This window comes from Anabaenopsis sp. NIES-4685 (assembly GCF_059725405.1).
The window spans coordinates 4,225,757-4,251,811 of sequence record NZ_AP043602.1 but is presented as its reverse complement, the minus strand read 5'-3'; the positions used below and the strand labels follow the sequence as shown (position 1 = coordinate 4,251,811).

Genomic DNA, 26,055 nt, shown 5'->3' with positions numbered 1-26,055 from the left:
GGTAGTCCTATAGTTATTTTATGAGATTCAAGAAGCTCAATTTATTATACAGACTGAATTCCCTCTTACCCTTGACGCTCATCGACCGCTACCTGACCAAAGAATTGGTAGCACCTTTTTTATTTGGTGTAGGTGCATTTTCATCCTTGGGTGTCACTATCGATGCTGTCTTTGAGCTAGTGCGGCGCATTGTCGAATCTGGATTACCAATCAATATTGCAATTCAGGTTTTTTTATTAAAGTTTCCCAATTTTATCGTTTTAGCCTTCCCCATGTCCACACTCCTGGCTACTTTGATGACTTATAGTCGTCTTTCCAGCGAGAGCGAACTAATTGCTCTGCGTGGGTGTGGGGTCAGCGTCTATCGCATGGTGTACACCGCTGTGATCTTGAGTATGCTAGTCACAGGGATGACATTTGTCTTTAATGAGCAAATAGCACCCGCAGCCAATTACCAAGCAACTATTACCCTGGAAAAAGCCCTCAAGTCAGACAAACCCATCTTACAGCAGTCAAATATCTTTTATCCTGAATACCAAGAGACAGAAGAGCCAGATGGTACTAGAAACAGGAGACTGGCACGTTTATTTTATGCTGACAAATTTGATGGTCAGAAGATGAAGGGCTTAACAATTATAGACCGGACTGGAGAAGGTTTAAATAAAATTGTCGTCTCCGAATCTGCCGAGTGGAACACTGCTGAAAACGTTTGGGACTTTTATAATGGTACCATTTATTTAGTCGCTCCTGACCGTTCCTATCGTAATATTTTACGGTTTGAACATCAACAGCTGCAATTACCCCGCACACCATTGAATGTAGTCGAGAGAAGCCGAGATTATGGTGAAATGAATCTTGCTGAATCTTTAGAACAGTTAGAAATAGAACGGATCGCTGGCGACACTCAGAAGATTCGCAAACTTGAAGTACGTATTCACCAAAAAGTTTCTCTACCATTTGTATGTGTAGTTTTTGGTTTGGTAGGTGCTGCTATGGGAAGCAGACCCCAGCGCAGCGGAAAAGGTACAAGTTTTGGTGTGAGCGTGATCGTAATTTTTACTTATTATTTAATTTTCTTTATTAGCGGTGCCGTAGCACAAGCTGGTATTTTCTCACCCTTTATAGGAGCTTGGCTACCTAATTTCCTGTTTTTAGGAATAGGTTTATTTTTATTGATGCGGATAGCTGAACGTTAATAAATTGACAACTCTCCCCGTTCCCCCTTCCCCAAAACAACCTCTTATCTTTGATACTCCCCACGGCTAGAAGCCGGGGGATTCTTGAATAGTCCATAAACGAACTTTCAATGGTGCTATCAAAGACACCCTACTGACTCCACTTAGGTCTAAACCTAGTTTTATCGCTACTTTAGCTAAAATATTAGCTGCTCCATTAGCATCAGCATTTAAGAGAATATTTTCTGCTGTTCTGAATAATCCACGATTCACGCGTTTTCCTGATGATTGCCACTCTTCCGGTTTTGCACGAAATGCAGGTAGCACATCACCATCTAAAAATGAAGCTTTTGAGGTATATGATTCTTCAGTTTCCACAAATTGAAGCTTATATTGGTTGCACAATTGCTCAATACGATTCTTTAATTTAGCTGATGGAATTTGAACAAAGTTTTGGTTATTAAGTTTTCCCATATTAGCTTGATCTTTTTGCCTTTTATTCCATCCAAAGACAATCGTACCAATACCGTTAGTTAAACAATGATTAATTACCAATCTTGCAGCTTTATTAACAGCATCTCTAGCCTGACGATTGCGTTTTTCAGTTATGCAAGCTAATTTCTCATTCCAGAATCCTTGAGATTTATTTTCTTTAATGGTCGCAATTCGTTTGTTGTACCATTGATTCATTGATTTTAAGTGTTTTCCATCAATAATAAAACTTGTTCCCACATTAGAGACGCAAGTTAACCAATTGTTTATACCGTGATCTATACCTAATACTTTGGATTTATCTAGATCAACTGCAACATCGATCTGCTTGTACACATATTCGATATAAAAACATTTGTTTCTTGGTAAAATCCTAAACTCTTTAATGCTTTTAAACTCGATATTTGATGGCATTGGTAAGTAAAAAGCATCTAGTCCAAACCACGTTTTTACTTTAGTACCAAGGGGAAACCTTAAAAGTCCTTCTTTTAGTTTTACATCTGCTTTTGGGTAAGTAACTAAAGCTAAACCTCCTTTTCTGTATCCAGGTAGCCTAGGACGCTGTTCAATTGTTTTTTCTTTGATTGCTTTAAGTAATCCGATAAATGATTTAAAGGATTCGGCAACTGTAGTTAAACATTGTTGGGCGACGTGTGAATACATTGCCTGAAAATGTACGTTACTTTTAAATAATTTATGCAATTCGTATTTTCCAGGTATCTTGCCAGTTTTAAAGTACAATTAAACTAAGCCGGTCAGTCACCCAACCGACTCGTCTACAAAACCGTACGTGAAACTTTCGCTTCATACGGCTCCTCAATGATATGGTTCTTGTCATGAATACCTACAAGACTGCCATCATTGGCTGTCTTCTTGTCGTGGCAATGTCTGTGTAATAGTTGTAGATTTTTGTATTCATCTTTTCCACCTTTGGATGTGGGTAGGATGTGGTCTACTTCCATTACATCACCGTCCCTAAAGTAATGCCCACATTCTGGACATTTACCCTTTTGCCTTTTAAGTAGGGTCGCTACTCTTTTATTGGCTTCGGGATGGTTTGTCATTCTTGAACTCCAATATACCCAATCACCGTTAAATGGTGAGGCGTTGCCTTTAACTTTGATATGACGTACAATGGGACTCTCTGGGTGTCTGTACAGTTTGATGAACTTTTCATCTATATTTACTGCAAACTCCCAGTTGTTGTCTCCGATGGTATGCCAATACTTATTAGTTATCCATTTGCTGGATTTATTGGGATGTCGGCGCTTTGCCCATCTATAAAGCCGTTGATAAACCTGATTAGAGATATTATTGAAGATTTCTTTACTTACTGCTGATGAGTAGTAATTGCACCATCCCTTAATTATCGGGTTAAGTTTACTTATCAACCCCAATTGTGGCGTTGGTAAGTTTCTTTTAATGGTGTTGGAAATCTTTTCATAATGATTCTTAACCGATTTCTTAGATGGGGTGATGATGGTTTTAAAACCTAGTATTTCCTTATGCGGATTTAATCCTGAGTTGTATTTACCGACTGGATATTGCCTCACATTGAATCCAAGAAAATCAAATCCCGGTTTCTCTGTTTGGTGTTCATACAAGGTATGAGCCAATCTGGTCTTACTAGGTTTTAATTCCAATCCCATTTCGTTTAGCCATTTGACTAAGATTTCCCTGCATTGTTCAATAACTGCTAAATTTTCATGCAGGATAACAAAATCATCTGCATATCTTATGATTGATATTGCTTTAGCCTTCTCCTTTTTAGAACTTTTACCTTTACCTGGTAATTTTGAAGCATATTCTTTAAGAATTTCTTCCATACCGTGTAAGGCTACATTTGCCAGTAGAGGGGATATTACACCACCTTGTGGTGTGCCTTCTTCTGTGGAAAATAAGACTTTGCTATCAACCACACCTGCTTTCAACCATGCCTTGATTTGTCGGCGTAGTTTAGGATAGGTGTTGAGTTTCTTTAACAATGCTTGATGGTTAATCTTGTCAAAACATTTGGCAATATCGGCATCTAGTACAAACTTAGGTTTGAGATTTATCGATTTGAATATTGCTTGTATGGCATCATGGCATGAGCGCCCTGGTCTAAATCCATATGAGTTGGGTTCAAACTTAGCTTCCCATTCTGGCTCTAATGCCAGTTTGACAAGCGCCTGTAATGCCCTATCATACATCGTGGGTATTCCTAGTGGTCTTTTCTCATCCTTTCCGGGTTTGTCTATCCAGACTCTCCGGGTTGGTTTGGGTTTTGACCCTAGCTTTAACTCATCTACCAATTCCAATCTTTCCTTGGGTGATAAAGCTTTCACTCCATCAACTCCGGCGGTTTTCTTTCCTTGGTTATCTTGAGTTACCCTACGTGTCGCCAAAGCTTTGGCTAACCAGGACTTCATCAGCACCTTTTGGAGTCCACGAACAACCTTGACATCACCACGGGCTCAGGCTTGATAAATTCGTTTTTGGATTTTGTAAACGCGACGTTCTAACTGTTTCCAGTTAATCGTGTTCCATTCTACCGTAGTCTTTACACTCGTTTTAGACATAATTCCTACTAGAGACTTTATCATCCATATCACCGTGAATCTGTCAGCATATCTTAGGCATTACCCTAAGCGTTCGCTTCTGACTCAATCTTTCCCACTTGCAGCATCCGGTTAGCACCTACTTCTAGACTCGACCTTCTAAAAGAGCTAACAAGGGGTTACTTCGTTCCGTGTGTTCATACTGTGTACCTTTAGAGTGATGCTTTACGCCGGGTTTATTGGAAGTGCGTAACGGTCTAGTCAATAATAGCCGTCTCCTTATCCTTTACCTTTTGGTTCCAGCCTATCAGCCTGATTTGGCTGGTTTACGCTTACGACGTTATCAAGCACATCTTTGTTAACTACTCATGGGTACTTTGCTCGGCGTGTACCAAGTTAGGCTCCCAGTAAGAACGCCTTTTCCTCGGTGCTTTACGGATTGATGGCTAGTCGCTACCGTAAGGAAGATGCTGTCACCCTTGCACCTAGGGGGTGGGATTCTCACCCACATGAACACAGAGTTACAAGAGTCTGGTTTTTACCCAGTCTTGCCTTCCGTCCCTGAGCATTTCTACTCATTTAGGAAGAACGAATCACACGTTGACATCCGTAATTAGACATTCTTTTGGTTTTCGATATATTGCTTAATCACTGACAACGGCGCACCACCGACGGTAGACACAAATATGAAGATTATATGAAGTAATTTATGTAATCTTGAATGTGGCTAAAGCCACTGAATCGCTTTAATGCGACTAAAGTCGCAATCGACTTATCCCCATGTCTGAAGCCAGGGGCTTGCGTCTCGTTTACTGGTCAGAAACCCAAGTACCATGGAAACCATAAGGTACCCTTTGGGGAATTAGTACCCGCGCTCTGGGTCCCGCGGTGACATCTTGGGCGTTGACTATCACTAGTTCCGAAGTTTGTGAAGTCTCATCGTAAACAAAAGTAATTAACCAGCCATCATCTTCCTTTGTAGCATTAACACTCGGCGCAAATACTGCTTCACCGCCATAACGTCCCGAACCAAATTCATGGGTTTGAGATCTCTGATTATTAAAATCGTATTTAATTATACCATTAAATAGCGGGAGAGGCCTTTGTCCGATTCTCCCAGCATAACCGTATTGGGTTCGTTGCCCTAAAAAGTTTTCGTTAATGCGGGGAAATTCCGCCGGGACATCATCTAGCATTTCTTCTTGCACTTTCCCGCTGCTCAGGTCAAATCGCCAGCGATATAAACGCGGTATATCTGCTTCTCGGTCCGTTGGGGAATCATTAACCTTTAACACTGTGGTCGAGTTCATGCGACAGGCTATGAGTACTATTTCCTCTTCATCTTCGTAAGCGTTAAGTGTATGAAATATGTAACAGGGCGAACTTTCAAACCAGCGGATATTACTGTTATCCCCATAACGGGGGACAATACCAAAGCGACTGGGTCTATGGCTCTCGAACATCAAACCCGGTTCCCCCCTTTGCATTCTTTCCATACTGAAAGTTAAGGGTAAATCCATAAAAATTGTATAGTTCTCGGTGATGGCAAAATCGTGCATCATTACCCCCATCGGTAGCTCAATTGGCACTGTCCGCACTATTTCGCCTGTATCGGAAACTATGCTATATTGCAAGTATGGTGGAGCGAAGGAGTAACCAAAAAACATCATTTCACCCGTCTTTGGGTCTACCTTGGGATGGGCTGTAAAGCCAGAAACCAGCTTACCATTATACGTGTATTCACCAATTGTCTGTAAATCTGGTAACTGGATGGCGTGAGGCGCACCCCCTTCGTTAAGTGCTAACATTTGCCCCGCGTGCCACACTAGGGCAGTGTTGGCAGTGTTTTTGTAGGCACCATGAGGATTATCCATCTGCGGTGGTTCTAATAACCCAGACCAGAGCGCTTTCCCCGCTTGGTGTTCTATTTCCCATCCTTTGGTGCGCACGTAGCGATTACAATATGTGGCCTCACCGTCCCTAATTCTCACACCGTGCAACATTCCATCGCCATCAAACCAGTGATACTGACCAATGGGTGACCACTGGGGATCGGGTCCATTACGGACAAACATCCCTGTTAGGTTGGCGGGTAACTCACCTATGACTTCTAAAGCCTGCGTGGTGATTTCTGTTTGCACCGGGGCAAAGTTATAATTGAGATACGGGTTCAGTGTGGTTGTCATGGTGTCTATGTCTCAACAAGTGATGAAGTGATCATATTAGCGATCGCTGTGATTGTTTCTCCCAATATCGGCAGATTTTTCTAGTATAATTGGGAAATAAAGCCTTTTTCCGGCTCATGAAGTACACACCAATTCCCAATTCCCTGTTCCCTCAAACTAAAAAAAATTGTACCTCACGAGCATGGTAAATGCTATAACTGTCGTTTTTGATATAATCTGACTCTGACTCACAAGCGATCGCCCAAGAGTAGAAAATTAACAAATTCACAGCTAAGACTTAAATAGATTAAACTTATATAAAGGCAGTCCCTGAAAATGCCAGAATTCAATTATGTTTGTTGCTCATTGCATCTCTAATATATGACGGTGGAGCTAAAGGTGACTAGTACTGATTATAACCTCTTCTCTGTTTCAGGAGAAGTATCTATCCCCCAGGCTCCTCCTGAATTTAAATCAGGGTTTATTGGCATCATTGGTCGCCCCAATGTCGGTAAATCTACTTTGATGAACCAATTAGTAGGACAAAAAATCGCGATTACATCACCTGTAGCACAAACTACACGTAATCGGTTACGAGGGATTTTAACTACCCCAGCCGCACAGTTAATTTTTGTCGATACACCGGGAATTCATAAACCCCATCATCAATTGGGGGAAGTGCTGGTGAGAAATGCTAAAAATGCCATTGAGTCCGTGGATGTAGTCTTGTTTGTCGTAGATGGGTCAGTAGCTTGTGGTGCAGGCGATCGCTTTATTGCTGATTTACTGGTAAAAACCCAAACACCAGTAATTATAGGGGTAAATAAAATTGACCAACAACCACCAGATTCTCAGAGCATTGATGATACTTATCAAGCTTTAGCCGCAGGTCAACAATGGCCTGTAGTTAAATTTTCCGCCCAGACCAGCGCCGGACTACCAGAACTGCAACAGTTATTAATTGAAAATTTAGAGACCGGACCATTTTATTATCCCCCGGACTTGGTGACAGACCAACCAGAACGTTTTATCATGGGGGAATTAATTCGGGAACAAATTTTACTGTTAACCCGGGAAGAAATTCCTCACTCAGTAGCGATCGCCATTGATTTAGTAGAAGAAACACCCAGTATTACCCGTGTACTGGCTACCATCCACGTTGAGAGAACTTCTCAAAAAGGTATCCTAATTGGCAAAAGCGGCTCAATGCTCAAAGCCATTGGTAGCGAGGCTCGCCAACAAATTCAAAAGCTGATTGATGGTAAAGTTTATCTAGAGTTATTCGTGAAAGTAGAGCCAAAATGGCGACAATCACGGATGAGTTTAGCAGAGTTAGGCTACAGAGTAGAAGAATAGATAACCTTGTAATGTGGGCATATTGCCCACTTGAGTATAAAAAGTCTGTATGCTAGATGCGACTAGAAGAACTAACCAAAGCCAGCGCAGTTAAAGGAATTTTACCTAACCAGGTAGTCACAGTCGTCGATGTCAAATGGTTTGGTAGCGATGTGGTTGAATTAACCTACAAAAACCCAAGCGGTCGCCTCGGTCAAGAATTGCTATATCGCCATAACGAGGATACATTAGAAATCGTTACTCAAGAGCGCCCCTGGAGTTTCAACGCCGAAGGTCACCTATTGCGGCTAGTATCAGAAGCCCATCGTATTCGCCTAGCACATCTGTTTGACCCCCTCCTCGCCGTACACACATCATTAGTAGAACCCCTCCCCCACCAAATTACCGCCGTATACGGAGAAATGCTCAACCGCCAGCCGTTACGGTTTTTACTAGCTGATGACCCCGGAGCAGGTAAAACCATCATGGCGGGTTTACTCATGGCGGAACTGCATTTGCGCGGTGACCTGCGGCGTTGCTTAGTAGTATGTCCTGGTAGTCTAGCAGCCCAGTGGCAAGATGAATTATACCAGAAATTTCATCTCGACTTTGAAATTCTCACCAATGACCGCATCGAAGCATCTCGCAGCGGTAACGCCCTCGCAGAAATACCCCTAGTCATAGCACGGTTAGATAAATTAAGCCGTAGTCATGACCTCCAAGCCAAATTAACACAAACCGACTGGGATTTAATTATCTGTGACGAAGCCCATAAAATGTCGGCTTCTTTTTTTGGCGGAGATGTCAGAGAAACCAAACGCTACAAACTAGGTAAACTCCTGTCTAGTATTACCCGTCATTTTTTATTGATGACCGCTACACCCCACAACGGGAAAGAAGAAGACTATCAGTTATTTATGGCCCTCTTAGATGGAGACCGTTTTGAGGGGAAATTTCGGGATGGGGTTCATGTGTGCGACACCTCCGACCTCATGCGGCGGCTAGTTAAAGAAGATTTGTTAAAATTTGACGGTACTCCCTTGTTTCCAGAACGCAAAGCTCATACAGTTGATTACCAGCTCTCCAGCCAGGAAGCAGTTTTATACAAGCAAGTTACAGAATATGTGCGCGAAGAATTTAACCGCGCTGATGCTTTAGATAATCAAGGACGTAAAGGAACCGTAGGCTTTGCCTTGACTATTTTACAACGGCGTTTAGCATCCTCCCCAGAAGCAATTTATCAGTCACTGCGACGGCGACGGGAAAGACTACAAAAACGCCTGCGAGAGGAAGAAATATCCAAGCGCGGACAGGATACCCTGGAGTTATCCAGTAGAATCATTGAAGATGTCAACGAATTTGAAGAAGATACCCCCAGCGATGAACGCGAAAGCCATAGAACAAGAAGTTGTTGACCAAGCATCAGCAGCGCGGACTATCACTGAATTGAAAGTGGAAATTTCCCAATTACAAAAATTAGAGCAGTTGGCTTTGGCAGTGCGTCGCAGTGGTAAAGATAGAAAATGGGAAGAACTTTCTCAAATTCTGCAAAATCAAGCCGAACTGTTTGACGCTCGTGGCTATCGCCGCAAACTGGTAATATTTACAGAACATCGCGATACCTTAAATTACTTACACAAGCAAATTAGTAACCTTTTAGGCAAACCCAACTCAGTCGCTACAATTCAAGGCAGTATGGGGCGCGAAGAACGGCGCAAATCCCAAGAAGCTTTTACCCAAGACCCAGATGTCCAAGTGCTTATTGCTACCGATGCCGCCGGAGAAGGTATTAACTTACAACGGGCGCACCTCATGGTTAATTATGACCTACCGTGGAACCCCAACCGTTTAGAACAACGTTTTGGGCGCATCCACCGCATTGGACAGACCGAAGTGTGTCATTTGTGGAACTTGGTAGCCAAAGAAACCAGGGAAGGTGATGTTTATTTAGCACTGCTCAAAAAGCTAGAAAATGAACAAAAAGCTCTGGGGGGTAAGGTATTTGATGTTTTAGGGACAGCTATTGATGGTGTGCAGCTGCGACAATTACTCATAGAAGCCATTCGCTACGGTGAATCGCCAGAAATTAAAGCCCGGTTAAATGAAGTTGTGACGGGATGTCTCGACCCTAAACGGTTGCAAAAACTCCTAGAAGAAAAAGCCTTGGCGCGCGATACAATGGACATCTCTAGAGTGCGGCAAATTCGCCAAGATATGGAACGAGCCGATGCCAGAAAATTACAACCCCACTTTGTAGCTTCCTTTTTCATAGCCGCTTTTCAGAAGTTAGGGGGGACTATTAGGGAACGAGAACCCCAACGCTACGAAATTACCCATGTCCCCGCCGTCATTTGTAACCGGGGACGTGTGGTGGGGACGCGAGATGCAATTTTGACCCGCTATGAGCGCATTTGTTTTGATAAACAATTAATTAGCATCGCAGGTAAGCCCTTGGCGGCCTTAGTCTATCCCGGTCATCCCCTATTAGATGCAGTGATTGATTTGATCTTAGAACGCCATCGGGATGTTCTCAAGCAAGGTAGTATCTTATTAGATGTTAACGACCCCAGCGAACAAATTAAAGCTCTAGTTTATTTAGAACATTCAATCCAAGATGCTCGCACAGATCCTGCTGGTAATCGTCGGGTGGTGTCCCGCAGAATGCAGTATGTGGAAATTCTAGCATCTGGAGAAATTTATAATGCAGGCTATGCTCCTTATTTAAATTATCAGCCAGTCAGTCACCCTGACCAAGCATTGATAGAACCAATGTTACAACAGTCATGGTTACTTAATCATATTGAAGCACAAGCAACAGCCTATGCGATCGCTCACATCGTCCCTCAACACCTCCAAGAAGTCAAAAAACACAAAGAAGAACTCATAAACAAAACCATGGCCGCAGTCAAAGAGCGACTAATTAAAGAAATTAATTATTGGGACCATCGCGCCGCAGATTTACAACAGCAAGAAATCGCCGGGAAAGTCAACGCCAAAATTAACTCAGCCAAAGCCAGAAGCAGAGCCGATGAACTCCAAGCGCGGTTACAAAAGCGCATGGAAGACTTGCAACAAGAGCGCCGCCTTTCTCCCCTACCACCAGTAGTAATTGGTGGGTCCTTAATTGTCTCCCTGGGATTACTCCAACGGCTACAAGGTCAGCAAAAACCCAATCCCAACACCTCCGCCCAAGAAAAACAGCGAGTAGAAACACTAGCAATGCAAGTAGTAATTAATACAGAACGCCAGTTAGGCTATGAACCCAAAGATGTCAGCGCCGACAATTGTGGCTATGATATAGAATCGCGCATCCCCGGTACAGGAAAGCTGCGGTTGATTGAAGTTAAAGGGCGCATAATGGGAGCAGACACAGTTACAGTCACTAAAAATGAAATTCTCACCGCCCTGAATAAGCCTGAAGGTTTTATTTTAGCACTAGTGCAAGTACCATTATCCCCAGAAATTACCACCCCCAGCCATCATGACTGCATCCTACGCTATATACAGCAACCCTTTGAAAAGGAGCCAGATTTTGACGTTACCAGCGTTAACTACAATTGGCAGAAATTGTGGGAACGGGGAAATTTACCCAAAACCTGACCAGAGCCAGGGTGTTCTAAACCCGGGGATGTAGGGTGCGCTTTATTTTAATCACCCTGTTATTTTTGCTCTGAAATCGCTGTAATACCTCATCCCTCTATAGGGTGGAGATGTCAAGCCAATTTTAGCTTGACATTATCAACCAACTATCTATGTAAAAACTCAGTCGGTTTAAACCGACTTGAGCTTTTAGTCAGGGAATTACAGCAACCGCCAAGGTAGTTAGGACATCAAGAGAAGATAAAACCATTGAAATTCAAGCGTTTCAAGGCTTCCCCCTGCTATAATTCCCTGGCTCCGGTATCAATACCAACTATATTAGACCATCCCCCCTACCAAAAATACTTTCCCCCATTCCCCATTCCCTGTTCCGGTGTTCCCTGTTCCCTGTTCCCTATTACTGCGATTGACTTTCTAACCACTGCTGCAAATCAGCAACACAGGAAAAATCTAACAGAACCTCACCCAGTAAATCTAACCCGTCAAAATCCAACGTATAAATTGCTTCCAGTTGGGATGCTTCCACCCCTCCCAAGCGGCGATGTAATTGTTTAATAATCAGCTGTTGCTCCCGTTCAAGACCCCGTTCAAGACCCCGTTCAAGTCCCCGTTCCATTGCGAGTTGTTCCGTCGGACTGATTAAAGGCATTTTTCTCTCCTCCTCCAAGCTCCTAATTTTCCTTACCAATCCTGTTTGTAACTCCTTCGGCAATGTCATCATTGTATCAATAATCTTAAATAGCCTGATGACATCCGTCTTACTTAATCCCCGTTCATACAATCCCCTAATAATTCGCCACTTCCATGCTTCCCGCTCAGAAGGGTTCCCAGTAGTCGCCTTAGTTTTCAAATGCGCCATGACAATCACCGCAAAAGGATTAGAGTTAACCTCCAACTCATCCCACACAGATTCATAATCTAGAAGTTTCGCTATAGGAAATTGAAACCGCAACTCACAATCTAACATCCGGTCTTGGTAACTGTTGGGTCGCCAATTATTATCAGTATCTCCTAAAATTGCCAGACCTACCACGAATTGACGATACAAATCAAAAGCACGGTAATTGTAAATATACATCCGTTGTTGAAAGTCCGTGTCATACTGACTTTGAACCTCAATATGTATTAATATCCAAGCCGGTTGTTTATCTAATAACCAAACCTTGTACAGTTTATCTGCAATGTAAGTTTGGCTAGTCGATGAAGCAGTAATTTCTTGCAGTTCCTTATCTAATGATTCTGGGGTGCGTGTCCAATCTATGGCATCATAGGCACTAGGAAAGAAGAAAGCTAAGAAACTATCAAAGTATTGGTCTAAAGCTTCCTTCCATGGTTCATCGTAATTAGCTCTGACTACAGTCATCGGTTACTTATTCTCGGTTCCTACTGAAATTATCCTCTAAGATAGTTTCCCCATTACCAAAGAATAATTGGCTCAAATAAAACCTTAACATTATGCAAGCAGCTATGTATGTAAAACTACAGGCTATCTATGTAAAAAATCAGTCGGTTTAAACCGACTTGAGCTTTTAGCCAGGGAATTAATTCCCTGGTTCCGGTGGGATATTTTCTAACCACTGCTGCAAATCAGCAACACAGGAGAAATCTAACAGCGCCTCACCCAGTAAATCTAACCCGTCAAAATCCAACGTATAAATTGCTTCCAGTTGGGATGCTTCCACCCCTCCCAAGCGGCGATTGAGAAGTTTAATAATCAGCTGTTGTTCCCGTTCAAGACCCCGTTCAAGACCCCGTTCAAGACCCCGTTCAAGACCCCGCTGTTCTCCCCGTTCCATTGCGAGTTGTTCCGTCGGACTGATTAAAGGCATTTTTCTCTCCTCCTCCAAGCTCCTAATTTTCCTTACCAATCCTGTTTGTAACTCCTTCGGCAATGTCATCATTGTATCAATAATCTTAAATAGCCTGATGACATCCGTCTTACTTAATCCCCGTTCATACAATCCCCTAATAATTCGCCACTTCCATGCTTCCCGCTCAGAAGGGTTCCCAGTAGTCGCCTTAGTTTTCAAATGCGCCATGACAATCACCGCAAAAGGATTAGAGTTAACCTCCAACTCATCCCACACAGATTCATAATCTAGAAGTTTCGCTATAGGAAATTGAAACCGCAACTCACAATCTAACATCCGGTCTTGGTAACTGTTGGGTGACCAGTTATCATCAGTATCTCCTAAAATTGCCAGACCTACCACGAATTGACGATACAAATCAAAAGCACGGTAATTGTAAATATACATCCGTTGTTGAAAGTCCGTATCATACTGACTTTGAACCTCAATATGTATTAATATCCAAGCCGGTTGTTTATCTAATAACCATACCTTGTACAGTTTATCTGCAATGTAAGTTTGGCTAGTCGATGAAGCAGTAATTTCTTGCAGTTCCTTATCTAATGATTCTGGGGTGTGTGTCCAATCTATGGCATCATAGGCACTAGGAAAGAAGAAAGCTAAGAAACTATCAAAGTATTGGTCTAAAGCTTCCTTCCATGGTTCATCGTAATTAGCTCTGACTACAGTCATCGGTTACTTATTCTCGGTTCCTACTGAAATTATCCTCTAAGATAGTTTCCCCATTACCAAAGAATAATTGGCTCAAATAAAACCTTAACATTATGCAAGCAGCTATGTATGTAAAACTACAGGCTATCTATGTAAAAAATCAGTCGGTTTAAACCGACTTGAGCTTTTAGCCAGGGAATTAATTCCCTGGTTCCGGTGGGATATTTTCTAACCACTGCTGCAAATCAGCAACACAGGAGAAATCTAACAGCGCCTCACCCAGTAAATCTAACCCGTCAAAATCCAACGTATAAATTGCTTCCAGTTGGGATGCTTCCACCCGTCCCAAGCGGCGATTGAGAAGTTTAATAATCAGCTGTTGCTCCCGTTCAAGACCCCGTTCAAGACCCCGTTCAAGACCCCGTTCCATTGCGAGTTGTTCCGTCGGACTGATTAAAGGCATTTTTCTCTCCTCCTCCAAGCTCCTAATTTTCCTTACCAATCCTGTTTGTAACTCCTTCGGCAATGTCATCATTGTATCAATAATCTTAAATAGCCTGATGACATCCGTCTTAGTTAATCCCCGTTCATACAATCCCCTAATAATTCGCCACTTCCATGCTTCCCGCTCAGAAGGGTTCCCAGTAGTCGCCTTGGTTTTCAAATGCGCCATGACAATCACCGCAAAAGGATTAGGATTAACCTCCAACTCATCCCACACAGATTCATAATCTAAAAGTTTAGCTATAGGAAATTGAAACCTTAACTCACAATCTAACATCCGGTCTTGGTAACTGTTGGGTCGCCAGTTATTATCAGTATCTCCTAAAATTGCCAGACCTACCACGAATTGACGATACAAATCAAAAGCACGGTAATTGTAAATATACATCCGTTGTTGAAAGTCCGTGTCATACTGACTTTGAACCTCAATATGTATTAATATCCAAGCCGGTTGTTTATCTAATAACCATACCTTGTACAGTTTATCTGCAATGTAAGTTTGGCTAGTCGATGAAGCAGTAATTTCTTGCAGTTCCTTATCTAATGATTCTGGGGTGTGTGTCCAATCTATGGCATCATAGGCACTAGGAAAGAAGAAAGCTAAGAAACTATCAAAGTATTGGTCTAAAGCTTCCTTCCATGGTTCATCGTAATTAGCTCTGACTACAGTCATCGGTTACTTATTCTCGGTTCCTACTGATATTATCCTGTAATATCCTTTCCCCATTCCCCATTCCCCATTCCCTGTTCCCTGTTCCCTGTTCCCTGTTCCCCATTCCCTGTTCCCTGTTCCCTGTTCCCCATTCCCCATTCCCCATTCCCCATTCCCCATTCCCCATTCCCCATTCCCTGTTCCCTGTTCCCTGTTCCCTGGCTCTTATTCTCACTTCCTACTGATATTATCCTGTAAAATACTTTCCCTGTTTCCCACAATGAACAAAAAATTAATCGAAGTCGCCCTACCCCTAGAAGCCATCAACCAAGAATCAGCCAGGGAAAAATCCATCAGACACGGACATCCTTCCACACTCCATTTATGGTGGGTCAGGCGACCTTTAGCCACCTGTCGCGCCGTATTATTTGCTTCCTTAGTCGATGACCCCTCTAGTCACCCCGATAAATTCCCCACAGAAGCAGACCAAGCACAAGAAAGACAACGCCTATTTGATATCATTGGCAAAATTGCTACCCTAGAAAAAAAAGGTAAACAAGAGCAAGTAGTACAAGGTTTAGTATCCTGGGACAGTATCAACAAACCGGAAATTATCCAAACCGCCCAAAAAGAAATCGCCCGTTGTTTAGCCTGGAGTCGCAACGAAACACCACCCACAGACCCCGCAGAAGTACGTACATATTTACAAACCTACGCACCCCCCGTTTATGACCCCTTCTGTGGCGGTGGTTCCATACCCCTAGAAGGACAACGCCTAGGTTTAGTCGCCCATGGTAGTGATATTAACCCCGTGGCGGTGCTAATTACTAAAGCCCTCATTGAAATTCCCCCCAAATTTCACGATCAACCCCCCATCAACCCCCAAGCACAAAGACAGAAAACCGCTAAATGGTACGGCGCGCAGGGGTTAGCTGCTGATGTGCGCTACTATGGCGAATGGATGCGGGAGAAAGCCTTTAAAACTATTGGCCATTTATACCCCAAAGTCACCCTACCCCAGGAGTATGGGGGAGGGGAAGCAACCGTAATTGCTTGGTTGTGGGCGCGGACTGTGAAATGTCCTAACCCCGCTTGTGGGGCGCAAATGCCCTTAGTTAGGTCTTTTCAATTATCCACCAAAAAGGGTAAGGAAGCTTGGGTAGAACCGGTAATTGATAGCAGTCACCAACCCCCCACAGTTACTTTTACAGTCAAAACCGGGGAAGGAACACCACGGGAGGGAACTGTTAACCGCAGAGGGGCGATGTGTGTTTGTTGTAATACACCAGTACCCTTTGACCACATCCGCCAGGAGGGGAAAGCAGGAAGAATGCAGACTCAGTTAATGGCTATTGTCGCAGAAGGTAAAAAGCAACGCCTGTATCTTCCCCCCAATGAGGAACATATCAAAGTGGCTTTGTCAGCACAGCCACAATGGCAACCAGAGGTAAATTTACCACACAATCCGCGAGATTTTAAAACACCAAATTATGGAATGCGTACTTATGGCGACCTTTTCACCCCCCGTCAGCTTGTCGCCTTAACCACCTTCAGCGATTTAGTCACCACCGCCAGAGAACAGGTCAAACTCGATGCTCTAGCTGCGGGTATCCCTGATGATAACTTACCACTTTCCCAGGGGGGTACAGGTGCGACAGCTTACGCCGATGCTGTCGCCACTTACTTAGGGTTTGCTTTATCAAAATTAACAGATTATAACTGTTCAAATGTAACCTGGAGTAATCATAGAGACCAAGCAGCGCACGCATTTACCAAACAAGCAATTCCAATGGTTTGGGATTTTGTAGAGGTTAATACATTTGCCCAAGCTGCGGGAGATTTAACCATCACACTTAAAGGAATTAGAGAAGTAATTGAAAAAAGTTACTCTATATCAATCAATGCAACTTCCCGACAAAATAATGCAATAAATAAATTAACTCAAAATATTTTGCATCCTTTAATCTCCACCGACCCCCCTTATTTTGATAACATCGGCTATGCAGACTTAGCCGACTTCTTTTATATCTGGCTGCGCCGTTCCATTGGCAAACTTTACCCACAAATTTGCAGTACCATACTAGTACCCAAAACAGAAGAACTAGTCGCCACCCCCTACAGATTTGGCGGTGATAAACAAAAAGCTAAAGAATTTTTTGAAACTGGTTTAGGTCAAGCTTTTAGGAGAATGCGAGAAACCGCACATCCTGAATATCCAGTTACTATTTATTACGCCTTTAAACAGTCAGAAACAGAAACCAGTAAAAATAACGAAAGTGTCACCGCTTCCACCGGGTGGGAAACCATGCTAGAAGGTTTAATCCAAGCCGGTTTTACCATTGTCGGTACTTGGCCCATGCGGACAGAGCGCAGTGCTAGAAGTGTTGCTATGGGAACCAACGCCCTGGCCTCCTCCATCGTCCTTGTCTGTCGTCCCCGTCCAGAAACCGCCCCCTCCGTCACCCGTCGCCAATTTCTCCAACAACTCAAGCGGGAACTCCCAGAAGCACTGGAAAAACTGCAACAAGGTAACATCGCCCCCGTGGATTTAGCCCAAGCTAGTATAGGCCCCGGTATGGGTATTTTCTCCCGTTACACCAAAGTCCTAGACGCTGACGGTTCTGCTATCAAAGTACGTACCGCCCTACAATTCATTAATCAAATGTTAGATGAATACCTCACAGAACAGGAAGGGGAATTTGACATAGAGACCCGCTCGTCCTTGATCTGGTTTGAACAACATCAATTTAATGAGGGACTCTATGGCGAAGCCGAAACCCTCTCTAAAGCCAAAAATATCAGTGTTGAAGGGTTGGTGAATGGGGGTATTCTGTCTGCTCAAAGTGGAAAAGTCCGACTATTGCGCCGGGGAGAATTACCAGAGAATTGCAACCTCATGGGGTGTAATTGGTTGATTACCCAACACCTAATCTACACCCTAGATAAAAAAGGAGAAACCGGCGCTGCTGCGGTATTATCTCAGTACAAGGGTCAGTGGGAAATCTTAAAAGATTTAACCTATCGGTTATATAACATTTGCGACAAAAAAGCCTGGACACAAGAAGCCACCGCTTACAACAGTCTGGTAATTTCCTGGTCAGAAATTTGTCGCCTAGCAGCTCAAAGCCGACCAGACAACCTACAGGGAGAATTGTTTTAACCACCTTATACAGCTCCCCGACTTCTAGACCAACTATATTAGACCATTCCCCCCTACCCAGCCCCACCCAGATCCCCGACTTCTGAACCAACTATACTAAACCATCCCCCATACCGAAACAAGTCGCGGATCTCAACCACACCCAGCCCCCCACAACATTAGCCCATTGCAACAGTTGCAAAATATACTATATAGTGGTTCTACATCCAGTGCTAGCTTATAGCTAAAACTTAACAACATTTCCAGACCTTACCCCCAGCCGTCACCAGACCCTTAACCTTGGGGTATAACTTGTCATTGACAAAAATAGAAATTAACAGTTATACTAAGTAAACACCAACAATGACCATCAACAACCGGGAACGAATAGGCAGAGCTTTAGATTTACTCCAAAAAGGCTTGTATCCCTTTTTAGAAAGGGAAATGGGCGCAAAATATGGTGATAAGTGGGTAGTTGCTGCTACTCCCTTCGTTTCCGAAGACCGCACCCTACGCCGCCCTGTGGCTCAAATGCTCAAGCAGGATGTAGCAGAAGTCCTCAAGGTAATGTGGAATCAGTGGAACGAGGTATTTAACCTAACTCTCGGTAAAGCCGAAAGAAGCTTAGTGAGTGAATTAATGCTCACCCGTAACGCCTGGGCCGACAATCAGCCATTCTCCACAGATGATACCTACCGCGCCCTAGATAGTATTAACCGTCTTTTGACCGCCATTTGCGCCCCAGAAGCCGATGACGTAGAAAAGCAAAAACAAGAACTCCTACGCATCCGCTTTGAAGAACAAGCCCGCCGAGAAACCCGCAAAGCCGCCGCCACCTCCATAGAAACCCATCCCGTTAGCGGTTTCAAACCCTGGCGAGAAGTAGTCACCCCCCACCCCGATGTTGCTTCCGGTCGCTACCAAGAAGCAGAATTTGCCGCGGATCTTTGGCAAGTTTACCTAGATGAAGGTTCCGACGAGTACCGCTTACCTACAGAATTTTTTCGCCGCACCTATTTAACCGAGGGACTTAAACAACTTCTGCTGAACGCCTTACAGCGATTCTCTGGCCAGGGTGGTGACCCAGTAATTGAATTACAAACTAATTTCGGTGGGGGTAAGACCCACGCTCTGCTAGCATTATATCATCTGTGCTTTGGTGTTCCTCTCAAAGACCTACCGGAATTGGAACCAGTTTTAACCACCGCCGGGATGTCAGAGTTACCAGAGAATGTGAAAACTGCGGTGATAGTAGGTAACAAAATATCCCCCGGTCAACCAAAGACAAAAACAGATGGTACTGTAGTCAGAACCCTTTGGGGAGAAATAGCTTGGCAATTGGGCGGTAAAGAAGGTTACGAAATGTTGCGGGAAACAGACGAAACCGCTACTAACCCCGGCGATATTCTCAAAGATTTATTTAACCGCTATGCTCCCTGTTTAATTCTCATTGATGAGTGGGTAGCCTATGGGCGACAACTCCATGATGATAATATTTTACCCGGTGGGAGTTTTGATACCCATTTCACCTTTGCCCAAACCCTCAGCGAGTCCGCTAAGAATGCAGACCGCACCTTATTAGTAGTCAGTATACCCTCTTCTGATATTGAAGTTGGCGGCGAAAAAGGTAGAGAAGCCCTCAACCGCTTAAAAAATGCCATTGGTCGGGTTGAGTCCCCTTGGCGACCTGCTAGCGCCGAAGAAAGTTTTGAGATTGTTCGTCGTCGTTTATTTCAAAACCTCACAGACCCTAACTTATTCGTAGCTCGTGATGCTGTCGTACGCGCTTTTAGCGAAATGTACCGCAATCAACCCCAGGAATTTCCCCTAGAATGTCGAGAAGCTGACTATGAACGCCGCTTAAAACAAGCCTATCCCATTCATCCAGAATTATTTGACCGTCTCTATAACGACTGGTCTAGCTTAGATAAATTCCAACGCACCCGCGGAGTATTACGACTCATGGCTAAAGTCATTAATGTACTCTGGGAACAAGGCGATCGCTCCTTAATGATATTACCAGCCAATATCCCCATGGGGGAAAGTCAAATACAGTCAGAACTCACCCGTTACCTAGAAGATTCCTGGGTTCCAGTAATTGAAAAAGATGTCGATGGGACCAACTCCCTCCCCATGCTTTTAGAAGCTCAAAACACCAACCTAGGGAAATACTCCGCCTGTCGCCGTGTTACCCGCACAATTTACCTAGGTTCCGCTCCCACCTTACAAGCAGCAAACCGAGGTTTAGAAGACCGCAGAATTAAACTCGGTTGTGTCCACCCCGGTGAAAGTGTAGCCATCTTTGGAGACGCTCTGCGCCGTCTGAGCGACCAAGCTACCTATATATATGTCAGTGACGGTAATCGTTATTGGATATCTACCCAACCCAACGTCACCCGCACCGCGCAAGACCGCGCTCAACAAATCAGCGAAGACATACACCGAGTTTGGGAAGAAATTATCAGCAGACTGAGAACCGATAAAGAGCGGGGTGAATTTGCAGGGGTGCATATAGCCCCCAGTTCTAGCGCTGATGTTCCCGATGAAGAAAACATGGGCGTGCGGTTAGTCGTCTTAGCTCCCCAGTATAGCCACAGCAGCAAAGCTAAGGATAGCCCAGCCTTAGAAAAAGTGACAGAAATTCTCTCTTATAAAGGCGCTAGTCCCCGTTATTGTAAGAATTTGCTCTTATTTCTGGTGGTGGATAAAACTAAACTAGATAATTTAGTCCAGCATGTTTGTCAATTTTTAGCCTGGGATTCTATTGTTAAAGAAAAAGACTCTTTAAACTTAGATGTTTCCCAAACCAATCAAGCTCAACAAAAGCAAGAGGAAACTAATAAAAATGTCAATCTGTTACTTCAAGACACTTATCAATGGCTGTTAATTCCCCATCAACCAGATGCGCACAAGCCCATAACTTGGGAAGAAATTCGCATTCCTGGGCAAGATTCTTTCATTATTCGGGCTAGTCGGAGATTTCTTCACGAAGAACAACTCATACTTAAGTATTCCCCTTCCCGTCTGCGTCTAGAAATCCTTGACTCTTATATCTGGTCTAACGCCGATCATGTTGACTTAAAAACACTGTGGAAATACTTTACCCAATATCTCTATCTACCCCGCATCAAAGATGAACAAGTGTTACTCAATGCTGTTCAAGAAGGAGTAGCAGCCTTACTGTGGAAAGAATACTTCGCCTACGCCAGCGGCTACGATCAAGCTAAGGGACGCTATTTAGGGTTAAAAGCCTGTGAAGGGATTACAGCTACCCTCAGCAGCCAAAGTTGGTTAGTTAAAGCCGAGGTTGCAGAGCAGCAACTACAGCAAGATACAGCTGTACTACAACCCCCAACCCCACCAACTCCAAACCCAACTAATATTAACCCCAGTAATTCTACTAAATCAGTAAAAGAACCGGTAACAGAATACACCCCTTCCCCACCCCCTCCAAAACTGCGGCGTTTTTATGGCTCCGTCAATTTAGACCCCCAGCGGGTCATTCGGGATGCTGAACAAGTAACTAGCGAAATTGTCCAACATCTGGGGGGTTTAGTCGGTGCAGATATCCAAGTCACTCTAGATATTCAGGTGCAATTACCTGATGGAATCCCAGAGCATCTAATTCGCACCGTCACCGAAAATTGCCGGAGTCTCAAGTTTAAAACTTACAATTTTGAGGAGGAGTAACAAAACCGCTCTTGGCTGCTCTTGTGCGTCAACCAGTAGGTGTCAAAATTAGATTGACAATTTCCCGCATCAGAACCTTTGTATAGTCTAAGTTTCCAGTGTTTTTAGTGGTTTTGAGGTTGACGCATTCTCGGCAAGTCTTACCAGATAAAGGTTTGAGGGATTTTTTTTGATGCTACTCTTGACACCAGGATATCTGAAAAGTTATATTATCTCTAGGTTGACGGATCAGAACCTTGAAAACCAAATATATCAATGTCTCCCAGTGTGGCAGTCACAATTACCTATAATCCCTATCAGGGATTGAAACAACGTAATAGCAGTGGTAGCTGTGGTTTCTACAATGTCACAATTACCTATAATCCCTATCAGGGATTGAAACTTCTGCAATCAGAATGATGGCAAGACAAAAAAAGAGTCACAATTACCTATAATCCCTATCAGGGATTGAAACTTAGGATATCTACAAAATGGGATTAAGTGGGTTGTCACAATTACCTATAATCCCTATCAGGGATTGAAACAACGTAATAATGGGAAACTCAAATTTACCATTGGTGTGTCACAATTACCTATAATCCCTATCAGGGATTGAAACCTGGAGGTAGTACCAGCCCTCTGTCGCTGTCCTCAGGTGTCACAATTACCTATAATCCCTATCAGGGATTGAAACCTAAGTCTGTAAGAGATGACGCTACTCCCACCCGGCGCGTGTCACAATTACCTATAATCCCTATCAGGGATTGAAACCTATGATGTTGCATCAAACACTTGTACCTGTTTTGGTCACAATTACCTATAATCCCTATCAGGGATTCAAACTTGTTACCAACATTTTCAACACTATCACCCTTTTCAAGGAGGACTTTAAAGAATTTAGCCCCCCTTTTTAAAGGCGGTAGCTACCCTTTACGCATTTAACCCTAAACACTTTCTCCAAATAATTTAGCCCCCTTTTTAAGGGGGGTTGGGGAGATCAATCAAAATGTGATTAGTTGAACGACACATAATAAACAGTCACAATTATAGCAACGGACATATTGGTTAGGACATCATCATTATGGTTTTAAGGGAACAGGGAACAGGGAATAGTGAGTAGGGAATAGTGAGTAGGGAATAGTGAGTAGGGAATAGGGAATAGGGGATAGGGGATAGGGGATAGGGAATAGTGAATGTCCTAATTACCTTGGCGGTTGCTATACCTATAATCCCTATCAGGGATTGAAACTACAGTAGGCGATCGCGGTCTAATATATCCCCATACCCGCCACAATTACCTATAATCCCTATCAGGGATTGAAACCAGCTGATGAAACAGGTGATTTTAATTTTTGTAAGGCAGGGAAGAATGGTGTACTACAATACGCAGTTTACCATTGTCATCCTTAATGAACTTCCAGGTTTTGTCCACTGTGGTTACTTTACCAGTCTTGTCAGTAACTAAGACATTGCCCATTGTTGTAGCTACATTACCAACAATGAAGATTCCAGCGTTGCGAATTTCTACCTTTCGCCATCCTTTGAGCGCAAAGCCAGTATCATTAGGGAAAGAAGAATCGTCGCCCACGAAATAAGCCAATGCACCTTCGCGTGTTGTGCGGAAAGTCTGTGGTGCTTCTGCCAGAGTTGGCTTGAACAGCACTGCACCCATCTGGTAACCATAGGCTTGATCAATAATCTCCCCGGCTAATGCCTTAGCTGCGGCTTTTCCCTTCTCATCGTAGGTGGTAGAGATGGCGACTAATGCATCTCCCCAGGCTTTTTGGGCTGCCAGAACTTCAGACTCAGTGATGGTCATATTGACTACTGAAGTTGAAGGGGTTGATGAGTTGGAATTAAGGATGATGTTATTAACTTGAGCTTGAGCTATTGACGGAGTAGCAGCTAAAAACGCCATAGCAGCAGCGGTGACGGAAAGATTGATTCCCATACTTATAAAAAAAACCTCTTAACGATCACATTAAACCACATTAAACCACATTATACAAGCAATTTTTTCTAGTGTTTTGTTTCCATTCAAATAATGTCCCCAGCGAGTGGGAACCATAAAGAATTTAAAAGAGGAGGATTATTGTCTGCCCAGTTTCCATTCGATTAATGTCCCCAGCGAGTGGGAACACATTGAAAATATTATGAGTCTATTAAATGATGTATCGTTTCCATGTAGATTTGTCTATAATTTCACAAACTCTATTGTTGCTTTCATTCCTACATCTCGAACATGAAGGGAGTCTGGAAAAATATCTCTCAAACAGGTGGATAATTTAGGAGATAAGTTTTCATCAAATAGTAATTTCATGCTGATAAAGTCGAAATCATTAACCGACGTTCACGATCAGCCGCATAAGCAATACAAGCCTTTAAATCTTCTCGCGTTAGGTCGGGAAAATCCTCAAGAATTTCTTCTTCTGTCATTTCCGAAGCTAGGTATTCAAGCACCTCATAAACTGTGATTCGCAAGCCACGTACCAAGGCTTACCACCACGTTTATTGGGTTCAATTATGATATAGTCTCTGTAATTCATGATGTGACGAGGGCATTTTTATTAATTTTATCATACCATTTATTTCTGCTAAAAACAGTGAGTTTTGCAAACACTCAAGCTCTAATCACAGTAATTCTATATTGATTTTCTGTCACCACAACTTCAGTTGATAACCTTTCTTCCATTGGTAAGGCATTTTTCCGCCTATCAAAGATAAATAACCAACCAAAATCTAAACCCAAACGCCCTAAATAAGATTCTAACTGTTCAATTCCATCACCTTGCGGATCGCCTTTTTTATCTCTCCACACTTTCAATTCAATTCCTAAAATAACATCTTTATAACGCAAACATAAATCCATTCTATCGCTACCGATCGCATATTCTCTTTCTAAAACCCCTCCACCATTAACCACACGATGCAAAAAAGCCATTAATACAATATGGGGTGCAATTTCATGGTAAGCAGCACTACTTAATAAAGGTTCTCCATGTTGTCGCCAAAATTTGAGAAATGCAGTTAATAAACCATCTATATTTAATTCACCATTTACAGTCAACCAACTAGGACTAATTAAAGGTAAACTATCCTGAGTTCCTTGGACTAAAACACGGGGAATTACTTCCCGATATATGGGATTAGAAATAACTAATCCTCCCCTGGGGTCACGTCTTAATAATCCTAAATCTATTAAAGATTGGCGATCATCTGCTAAGGTATCCGGTAATGTTTGCCCTGCTAAAATGGGTTCAATAATATTTTTAACTCGTTTTTCCCTGAGTCTTTCCGCTAAACTATCTAAATGAGTATCTTGACGAGCAATTAATATTTCCTTAGCTGTTAAAATATGTTCTTTTGTAATAGCAATACTTCTATCTTTTACCATTTTTTCTACAATTTCTTTAGCTAAAGCATTCACCAACCAAGGTTGTCCTTGGGTTAAATCATAAGCTGTTTCTATTGCTTCTGGTGTGAAAATTTGCCCTGTTGCTGCTGTATGTTGTTGATATAATTCTCCTACTTCTGCAAGATTAAAATTTCGCATAGTCAGAGAAGCAACTTTAATATTAAAAGGACTAGATGTATTTAATCTATCACTACCTCCCGATGCTACTTTATAGTCTCGCACATCTCGTAAACCAATTAATCCTACCGATGAGGGAAAATTTTCTGGACGGTTAGGAAAACCATCTCTTAACTGTCTTAAAACTGATATTAATGTTTGATCTTCTAAAGAATCAATTTCATCTATAAATAATACTAAAGGGCGGTTTAAAGATGTTGCCCAAGCTGATAAAAAAGCCTTAATTCTGCTTCCTGGTTCTTCCTGTTGCCATTGTTTAACAGGTGGTTGTAATTCTTTGGGTAAACGAATATTTATTGTATCATACCAAGTTCCTAAAATCGCTAATTCTGCGGTGGTAGGATCATGATTAAATGCACTGCCTACTTCTACAGATACCATAACTGCCGCATAATTTCCGGCATCAGTCAGTTGTTTTGCTAGGGATAACATGGCGGTGGTTTTCCCTGTTTGTCGTGGTGCGTGTAGGACAAAATAACTACGTTGTTGAATTAACGCCTGTAAGTCTGGTAATCTGACTGTGGGAGATAGAACATAGTGGATATCGTTTGAACATGGACCTGCAATATTAAACCAGCGAGTCATAAAATTTTGATAATAGGTGAACTCTTTAAGTTTACACATTTATTTGGGAAAATTATGATCTGACATTAGTTTTTATCCTTGAAAG

General features: G+C 42.9%; 16 protein-coding genes, 3 pseudogenes and 1 CRISPR repeat array. Of the genes and pseudogenes, 6 read left to right on the top strand and 13 right to left on the bottom strand.

Features of this window, described 5'->3' with window-relative positions; genetic code table 11:
• The first annotated feature begins 80 nt into the window (after positions 1-80).
• Positions 81-1,196 (top strand): LptF/LptG family permease, encoded by a 1,116-nt coding sequence (locus AC6IZ0_RS18325; protein ID WP_497726101.1) that lies wholly within the window; start codon positions 81-83, stop codon positions 1,194-1,196.
• 66 nt (positions 1,197-1,262) lie between these two features.
• Here AC6IZ0_RS18325 and AC6IZ0_RS18320 read toward each other — a convergent pair whose 3' ends face one another.
• The 5 genes and pseudogenes from AC6IZ0_RS18320 to AC6IZ0_RS18300 all read right to left on the bottom strand — a co-directional run bounded on the left by AC6IZ0_RS18320 (position 1,263) and on the right by AC6IZ0_RS18300 (position 6,393).
• Positions 1,263-2,408 carry an RNA-guided endonuclease InsQ/TnpB family protein gene (locus tag AC6IZ0_RS18320; RefSeq protein ID WP_497724279.1) on the bottom strand — a complete coding sequence of 382 codons (1,146 nt, stop codon included), beginning with the start codon at positions 2,406-2,408 and terminating at the stop codon, positions 1,263-1,265.
• A gap of 35 nt (positions 2,409-2,443) precedes the next feature.
• Positions 2,444-2,731, bottom strand: coding sequence for an HNH endonuclease (locus AC6IZ0_RS18315; protein WP_497726100.1), 288 nt, complete (start codon positions 2,729-2,731; stop codon positions 2,444-2,446).
• Between the two features lie 168 nt (positions 2,732-2,899).
• Positions 2,900-4,108: pseudogene (ltrA, locus tag AC6IZ0_RS18310) on the bottom strand (group II intron reverse transcriptase/maturase); the annotation flags it as partial.
• 712 nt (positions 4,109-4,820) lie between these two features.
• Positions 4,821-4,892, bottom strand: a pseudogene (locus AC6IZ0_RS18305) (IS200/IS605 family transposase); the annotation flags it as partial.
• Positions 4,893-5,016: 124 nt separating this feature from the next.
• Positions 5,017-6,393, bottom strand: coding sequence for a carotenoid oxygenase family protein (locus AC6IZ0_RS18300; protein ID WP_497724278.1), 1,377 nt, complete (start codon positions 6,391-6,393; stop codon positions 5,017-5,019).
• A 360-nt stretch (positions 6,394-6,753) separates the two neighbouring features.
• Between AC6IZ0_RS18300 and era the strand changes: the two genes are divergently transcribed.
• The 3 genes from era to AC6IZ0_RS18285 are packed head-to-tail and all read left to right on the top strand — an operon-like array spanning position 6,754 to position 11,307.
• Positions 6,754-7,728, top strand: coding sequence for a GTPase Era (gene era, locus AC6IZ0_RS18295; RefSeq protein ID WP_497724277.1), 975 nt, complete (start codon positions 6,754-6,756; stop codon positions 7,726-7,728).
• Positions 7,729-7,784: 56 nt separating this feature from the next.
• Positions 7,785-9,122, top strand: a complete 1,338-nt coding sequence (locus tag AC6IZ0_RS18290) for a DEAD/DEAH box helicase (protein WP_497724276.1) — start codon at positions 7,785-7,787, stop codon at positions 9,120-9,122.
• Positions 9,088-11,307, top strand: coding sequence for a protein NO VEIN domain-containing protein (locus AC6IZ0_RS18285; RefSeq protein WP_497724274.1), 2,220 nt, complete (start codon positions 9,088-9,090; stop codon positions 11,305-11,307). Before AC6IZ0_RS18290 ends, AC6IZ0_RS18285 begins: the two co-directional genes overlap by 35 nt.
• A gap of 397 nt (positions 11,308-11,704) precedes the next feature.
• Here the strand turns inward: AC6IZ0_RS18285 and AC6IZ0_RS18280 are convergent, their stop codons facing one another.
• The 4 genes from AC6IZ0_RS18280 to AC6IZ0_RS18265 form a co-directional block, all read right to left on the bottom strand.
• Positions 11,705-12,670, bottom strand: a complete 966-nt coding sequence (locus AC6IZ0_RS18280) for a DUF4351 domain-containing protein (RefSeq protein ID WP_497724272.1) — start codon at positions 12,668-12,670, stop codon at positions 11,705-11,707.
• 178 nt (positions 12,671-12,848) lie between these two features.
• On the bottom strand, positions 12,849-13,850 hold the full coding sequence (locus AC6IZ0_RS18275; protein ID WP_497724270.1) for a DUF4351 domain-containing protein: 1,002 nt from the start codon (positions 13,848-13,850) through the stop codon (positions 12,849-12,851).
• A 178-nt stretch (positions 13,851-14,028) separates the two neighbouring features.
• Complete coding sequence (locus AC6IZ0_RS18270; RefSeq protein ID WP_497724269.1) at positions 14,029-15,006, bottom strand: DUF4351 domain-containing protein; 978 nt, start codon at positions 15,004-15,006, stop codon at positions 14,029-14,031.
• A 29-nt stretch (positions 15,007-15,035) separates the two neighbouring features.
• Positions 15,036-15,179: a hypothetical protein gene (locus AC6IZ0_RS18265; RefSeq protein WP_497724267.1), complete on the bottom strand. Its 144-nt coding sequence runs from the start codon at positions 15,177-15,179 to the stop codon at positions 15,036-15,038.
• 86 nt (positions 15,180-15,265) lie between these two features.
• On the opposite strand from AC6IZ0_RS18265, the gene AC6IZ0_RS18260 reads away from it, so the two are divergent.
• On the top strand, positions 15,266-18,145 hold the full coding sequence (locus AC6IZ0_RS18260; protein WP_497724266.1) for a DUF1156 domain-containing protein: 2,880 nt from the start codon (positions 15,266-15,268) through the stop codon (positions 18,143-18,145).
• Between the two features lie 342 nt (positions 18,146-18,487).
• Complete coding sequence (locus tag AC6IZ0_RS18255) at positions 18,488-21,814, top strand: Swt1 family HEPN domain-containing protein (protein ID WP_497724264.1); 3,327 nt, start codon at positions 18,488-18,490, stop codon at positions 21,812-21,814.
• Positions 21,815-22,087: 273 nt separating this feature from the next.
• Positions 22,088-22,636: a CRISPR direct-repeat array (repeat unit 37 nt; unit sequence GTCACAATTACCTATAATCCCTATCAGGGATTGAAAC).
• Positions 22,637-23,138: 502 nt separating this feature from the next.
• Here AC6IZ0_RS18255 and AC6IZ0_RS18250 read toward each other — a convergent pair.
• From AC6IZ0_RS18250 to AC6IZ0_RS18235, 4 genes and pseudogenes are all read right to left on the bottom strand, one after another.
• A complete protein-coding gene (locus tag AC6IZ0_RS18250; RefSeq protein WP_497724262.1) occupies positions 23,139-23,744 on the bottom strand; it encodes a metal-independent carbonic anhydrase family protein in 606 nt (201 codons plus the stop codon).
• A gap of 243 nt (positions 23,745-23,987) precedes the next feature.
• Positions 23,988-24,113: a DUF5615 family PIN-like protein gene (locus AC6IZ0_RS18245; protein WP_271760028.1), complete on the bottom strand. Its 126-nt coding sequence runs from the start codon at positions 24,111-24,113 to the stop codon at positions 23,988-23,990.
• Positions 24,110-24,339, bottom strand: a pseudogene (locus AC6IZ0_RS18240) (DUF433 domain-containing protein). The gene AC6IZ0_RS18245 and the pseudogene AC6IZ0_RS18240 overlap by 4 nt, the downstream one beginning before the upstream one ends.
• Positions 24,340-24,413: 74 nt before the next feature.
• Entirely contained in the window at positions 24,414-25,970 is a 1,557-nt protein-coding gene (locus AC6IZ0_RS18235; RefSeq protein WP_497724260.1) for an AAA-like domain-containing protein, read from the bottom strand.
• Positions 25,971-26,055: the final 85 nt, after the last annotated feature.

What these genes read in the sequence shown, in the direction of transcription:
- AC6IZ0_RS18315 (WP_497726100.1), bottom strand. Translation starts at nt 2,731, where the DNA reads ATGACAAACCATCCCGAAGCCAATAAAAGAGTAGCGACCCTACTTAAA.
- AC6IZ0_RS18300 (WP_497724278.1), bottom strand. Translation starts at nt 6,393, where the DNA reads ATGACAACCACACTGAACCCGTATCTCAATTATAACTTTGCCCCGGTG.
- era (WP_497724277.1), top strand. Translation starts at nt 6,754, where the DNA reads ATGACGGTGGAGCTAAAGGTGACTAGTACTGATTATAACCTCTTCTCT.
- AC6IZ0_RS18290 (WP_497724276.1), top strand. Translation starts at nt 7,785, where the DNA reads ATGCGACTAGAAGAACTAACCAAAGCCAGCGCAGTTAAAGGAATTTTA.
- AC6IZ0_RS18285 (WP_497724274.1), top strand. Translation starts at nt 9,088, where the DNA reads ATGAACGCGAAAGCCATAGAACAAGAAGTTGTTGACCAAGCATCAGCA.
- AC6IZ0_RS18280 (WP_497724272.1), bottom strand. Translation starts at nt 12,670, where the DNA reads ATGACTGTAGTCAGAGCTAATTACGATGAACCATGGAAGGAAGCTTTA.
- AC6IZ0_RS18275 (WP_497724270.1), bottom strand. Translation starts at nt 13,850, where the DNA reads ATGACTGTAGTCAGAGCTAATTACGATGAACCATGGAAGGAAGCTTTA.
- AC6IZ0_RS18270 (WP_497724269.1), bottom strand. Translation starts at nt 15,006, where the DNA reads ATGACTGTAGTCAGAGCTAATTACGATGAACCATGGAAGGAAGCTTTA.
- AC6IZ0_RS18265 (WP_497724267.1), bottom strand. Translation starts at nt 15,179, where the DNA reads ATGGGGAATGGGGAATGGGGAATGGGGAATGGGGAATGGGGAATGGGG.
- AC6IZ0_RS18260 (WP_497724266.1), top strand. Translation starts at nt 15,266, where the DNA reads ATGAACAAAAAATTAATCGAAGTCGCCCTACCCCTAGAAGCCATCAAC.
- AC6IZ0_RS18255 (WP_497724264.1), top strand. Translation starts at nt 18,488, where the DNA reads ATGACCATCAACAACCGGGAACGAATAGGCAGAGCTTTAGATTTACTC.
- AC6IZ0_RS18250 (WP_497724262.1), bottom strand. Translation starts at nt 23,744, where the DNA reads ATGGGAATCAATCTTTCCGTCACCGCTGCTGCTATGGCGTTTTTAGCT.
- AC6IZ0_RS18245 (WP_271760028.1), bottom strand. Translation starts at nt 24,113, where the DNA reads ATGAAATTACTATTTGATGAAAACTTATCTCCTAAATTATCCACCTGT.
- AC6IZ0_RS18235 (WP_497724260.1), bottom strand. Translation starts at nt 25,970, where the DNA reads ATGACTCGCTGGTTTAATATTGCAGGTCCATGTTCAAACGATATCCAC.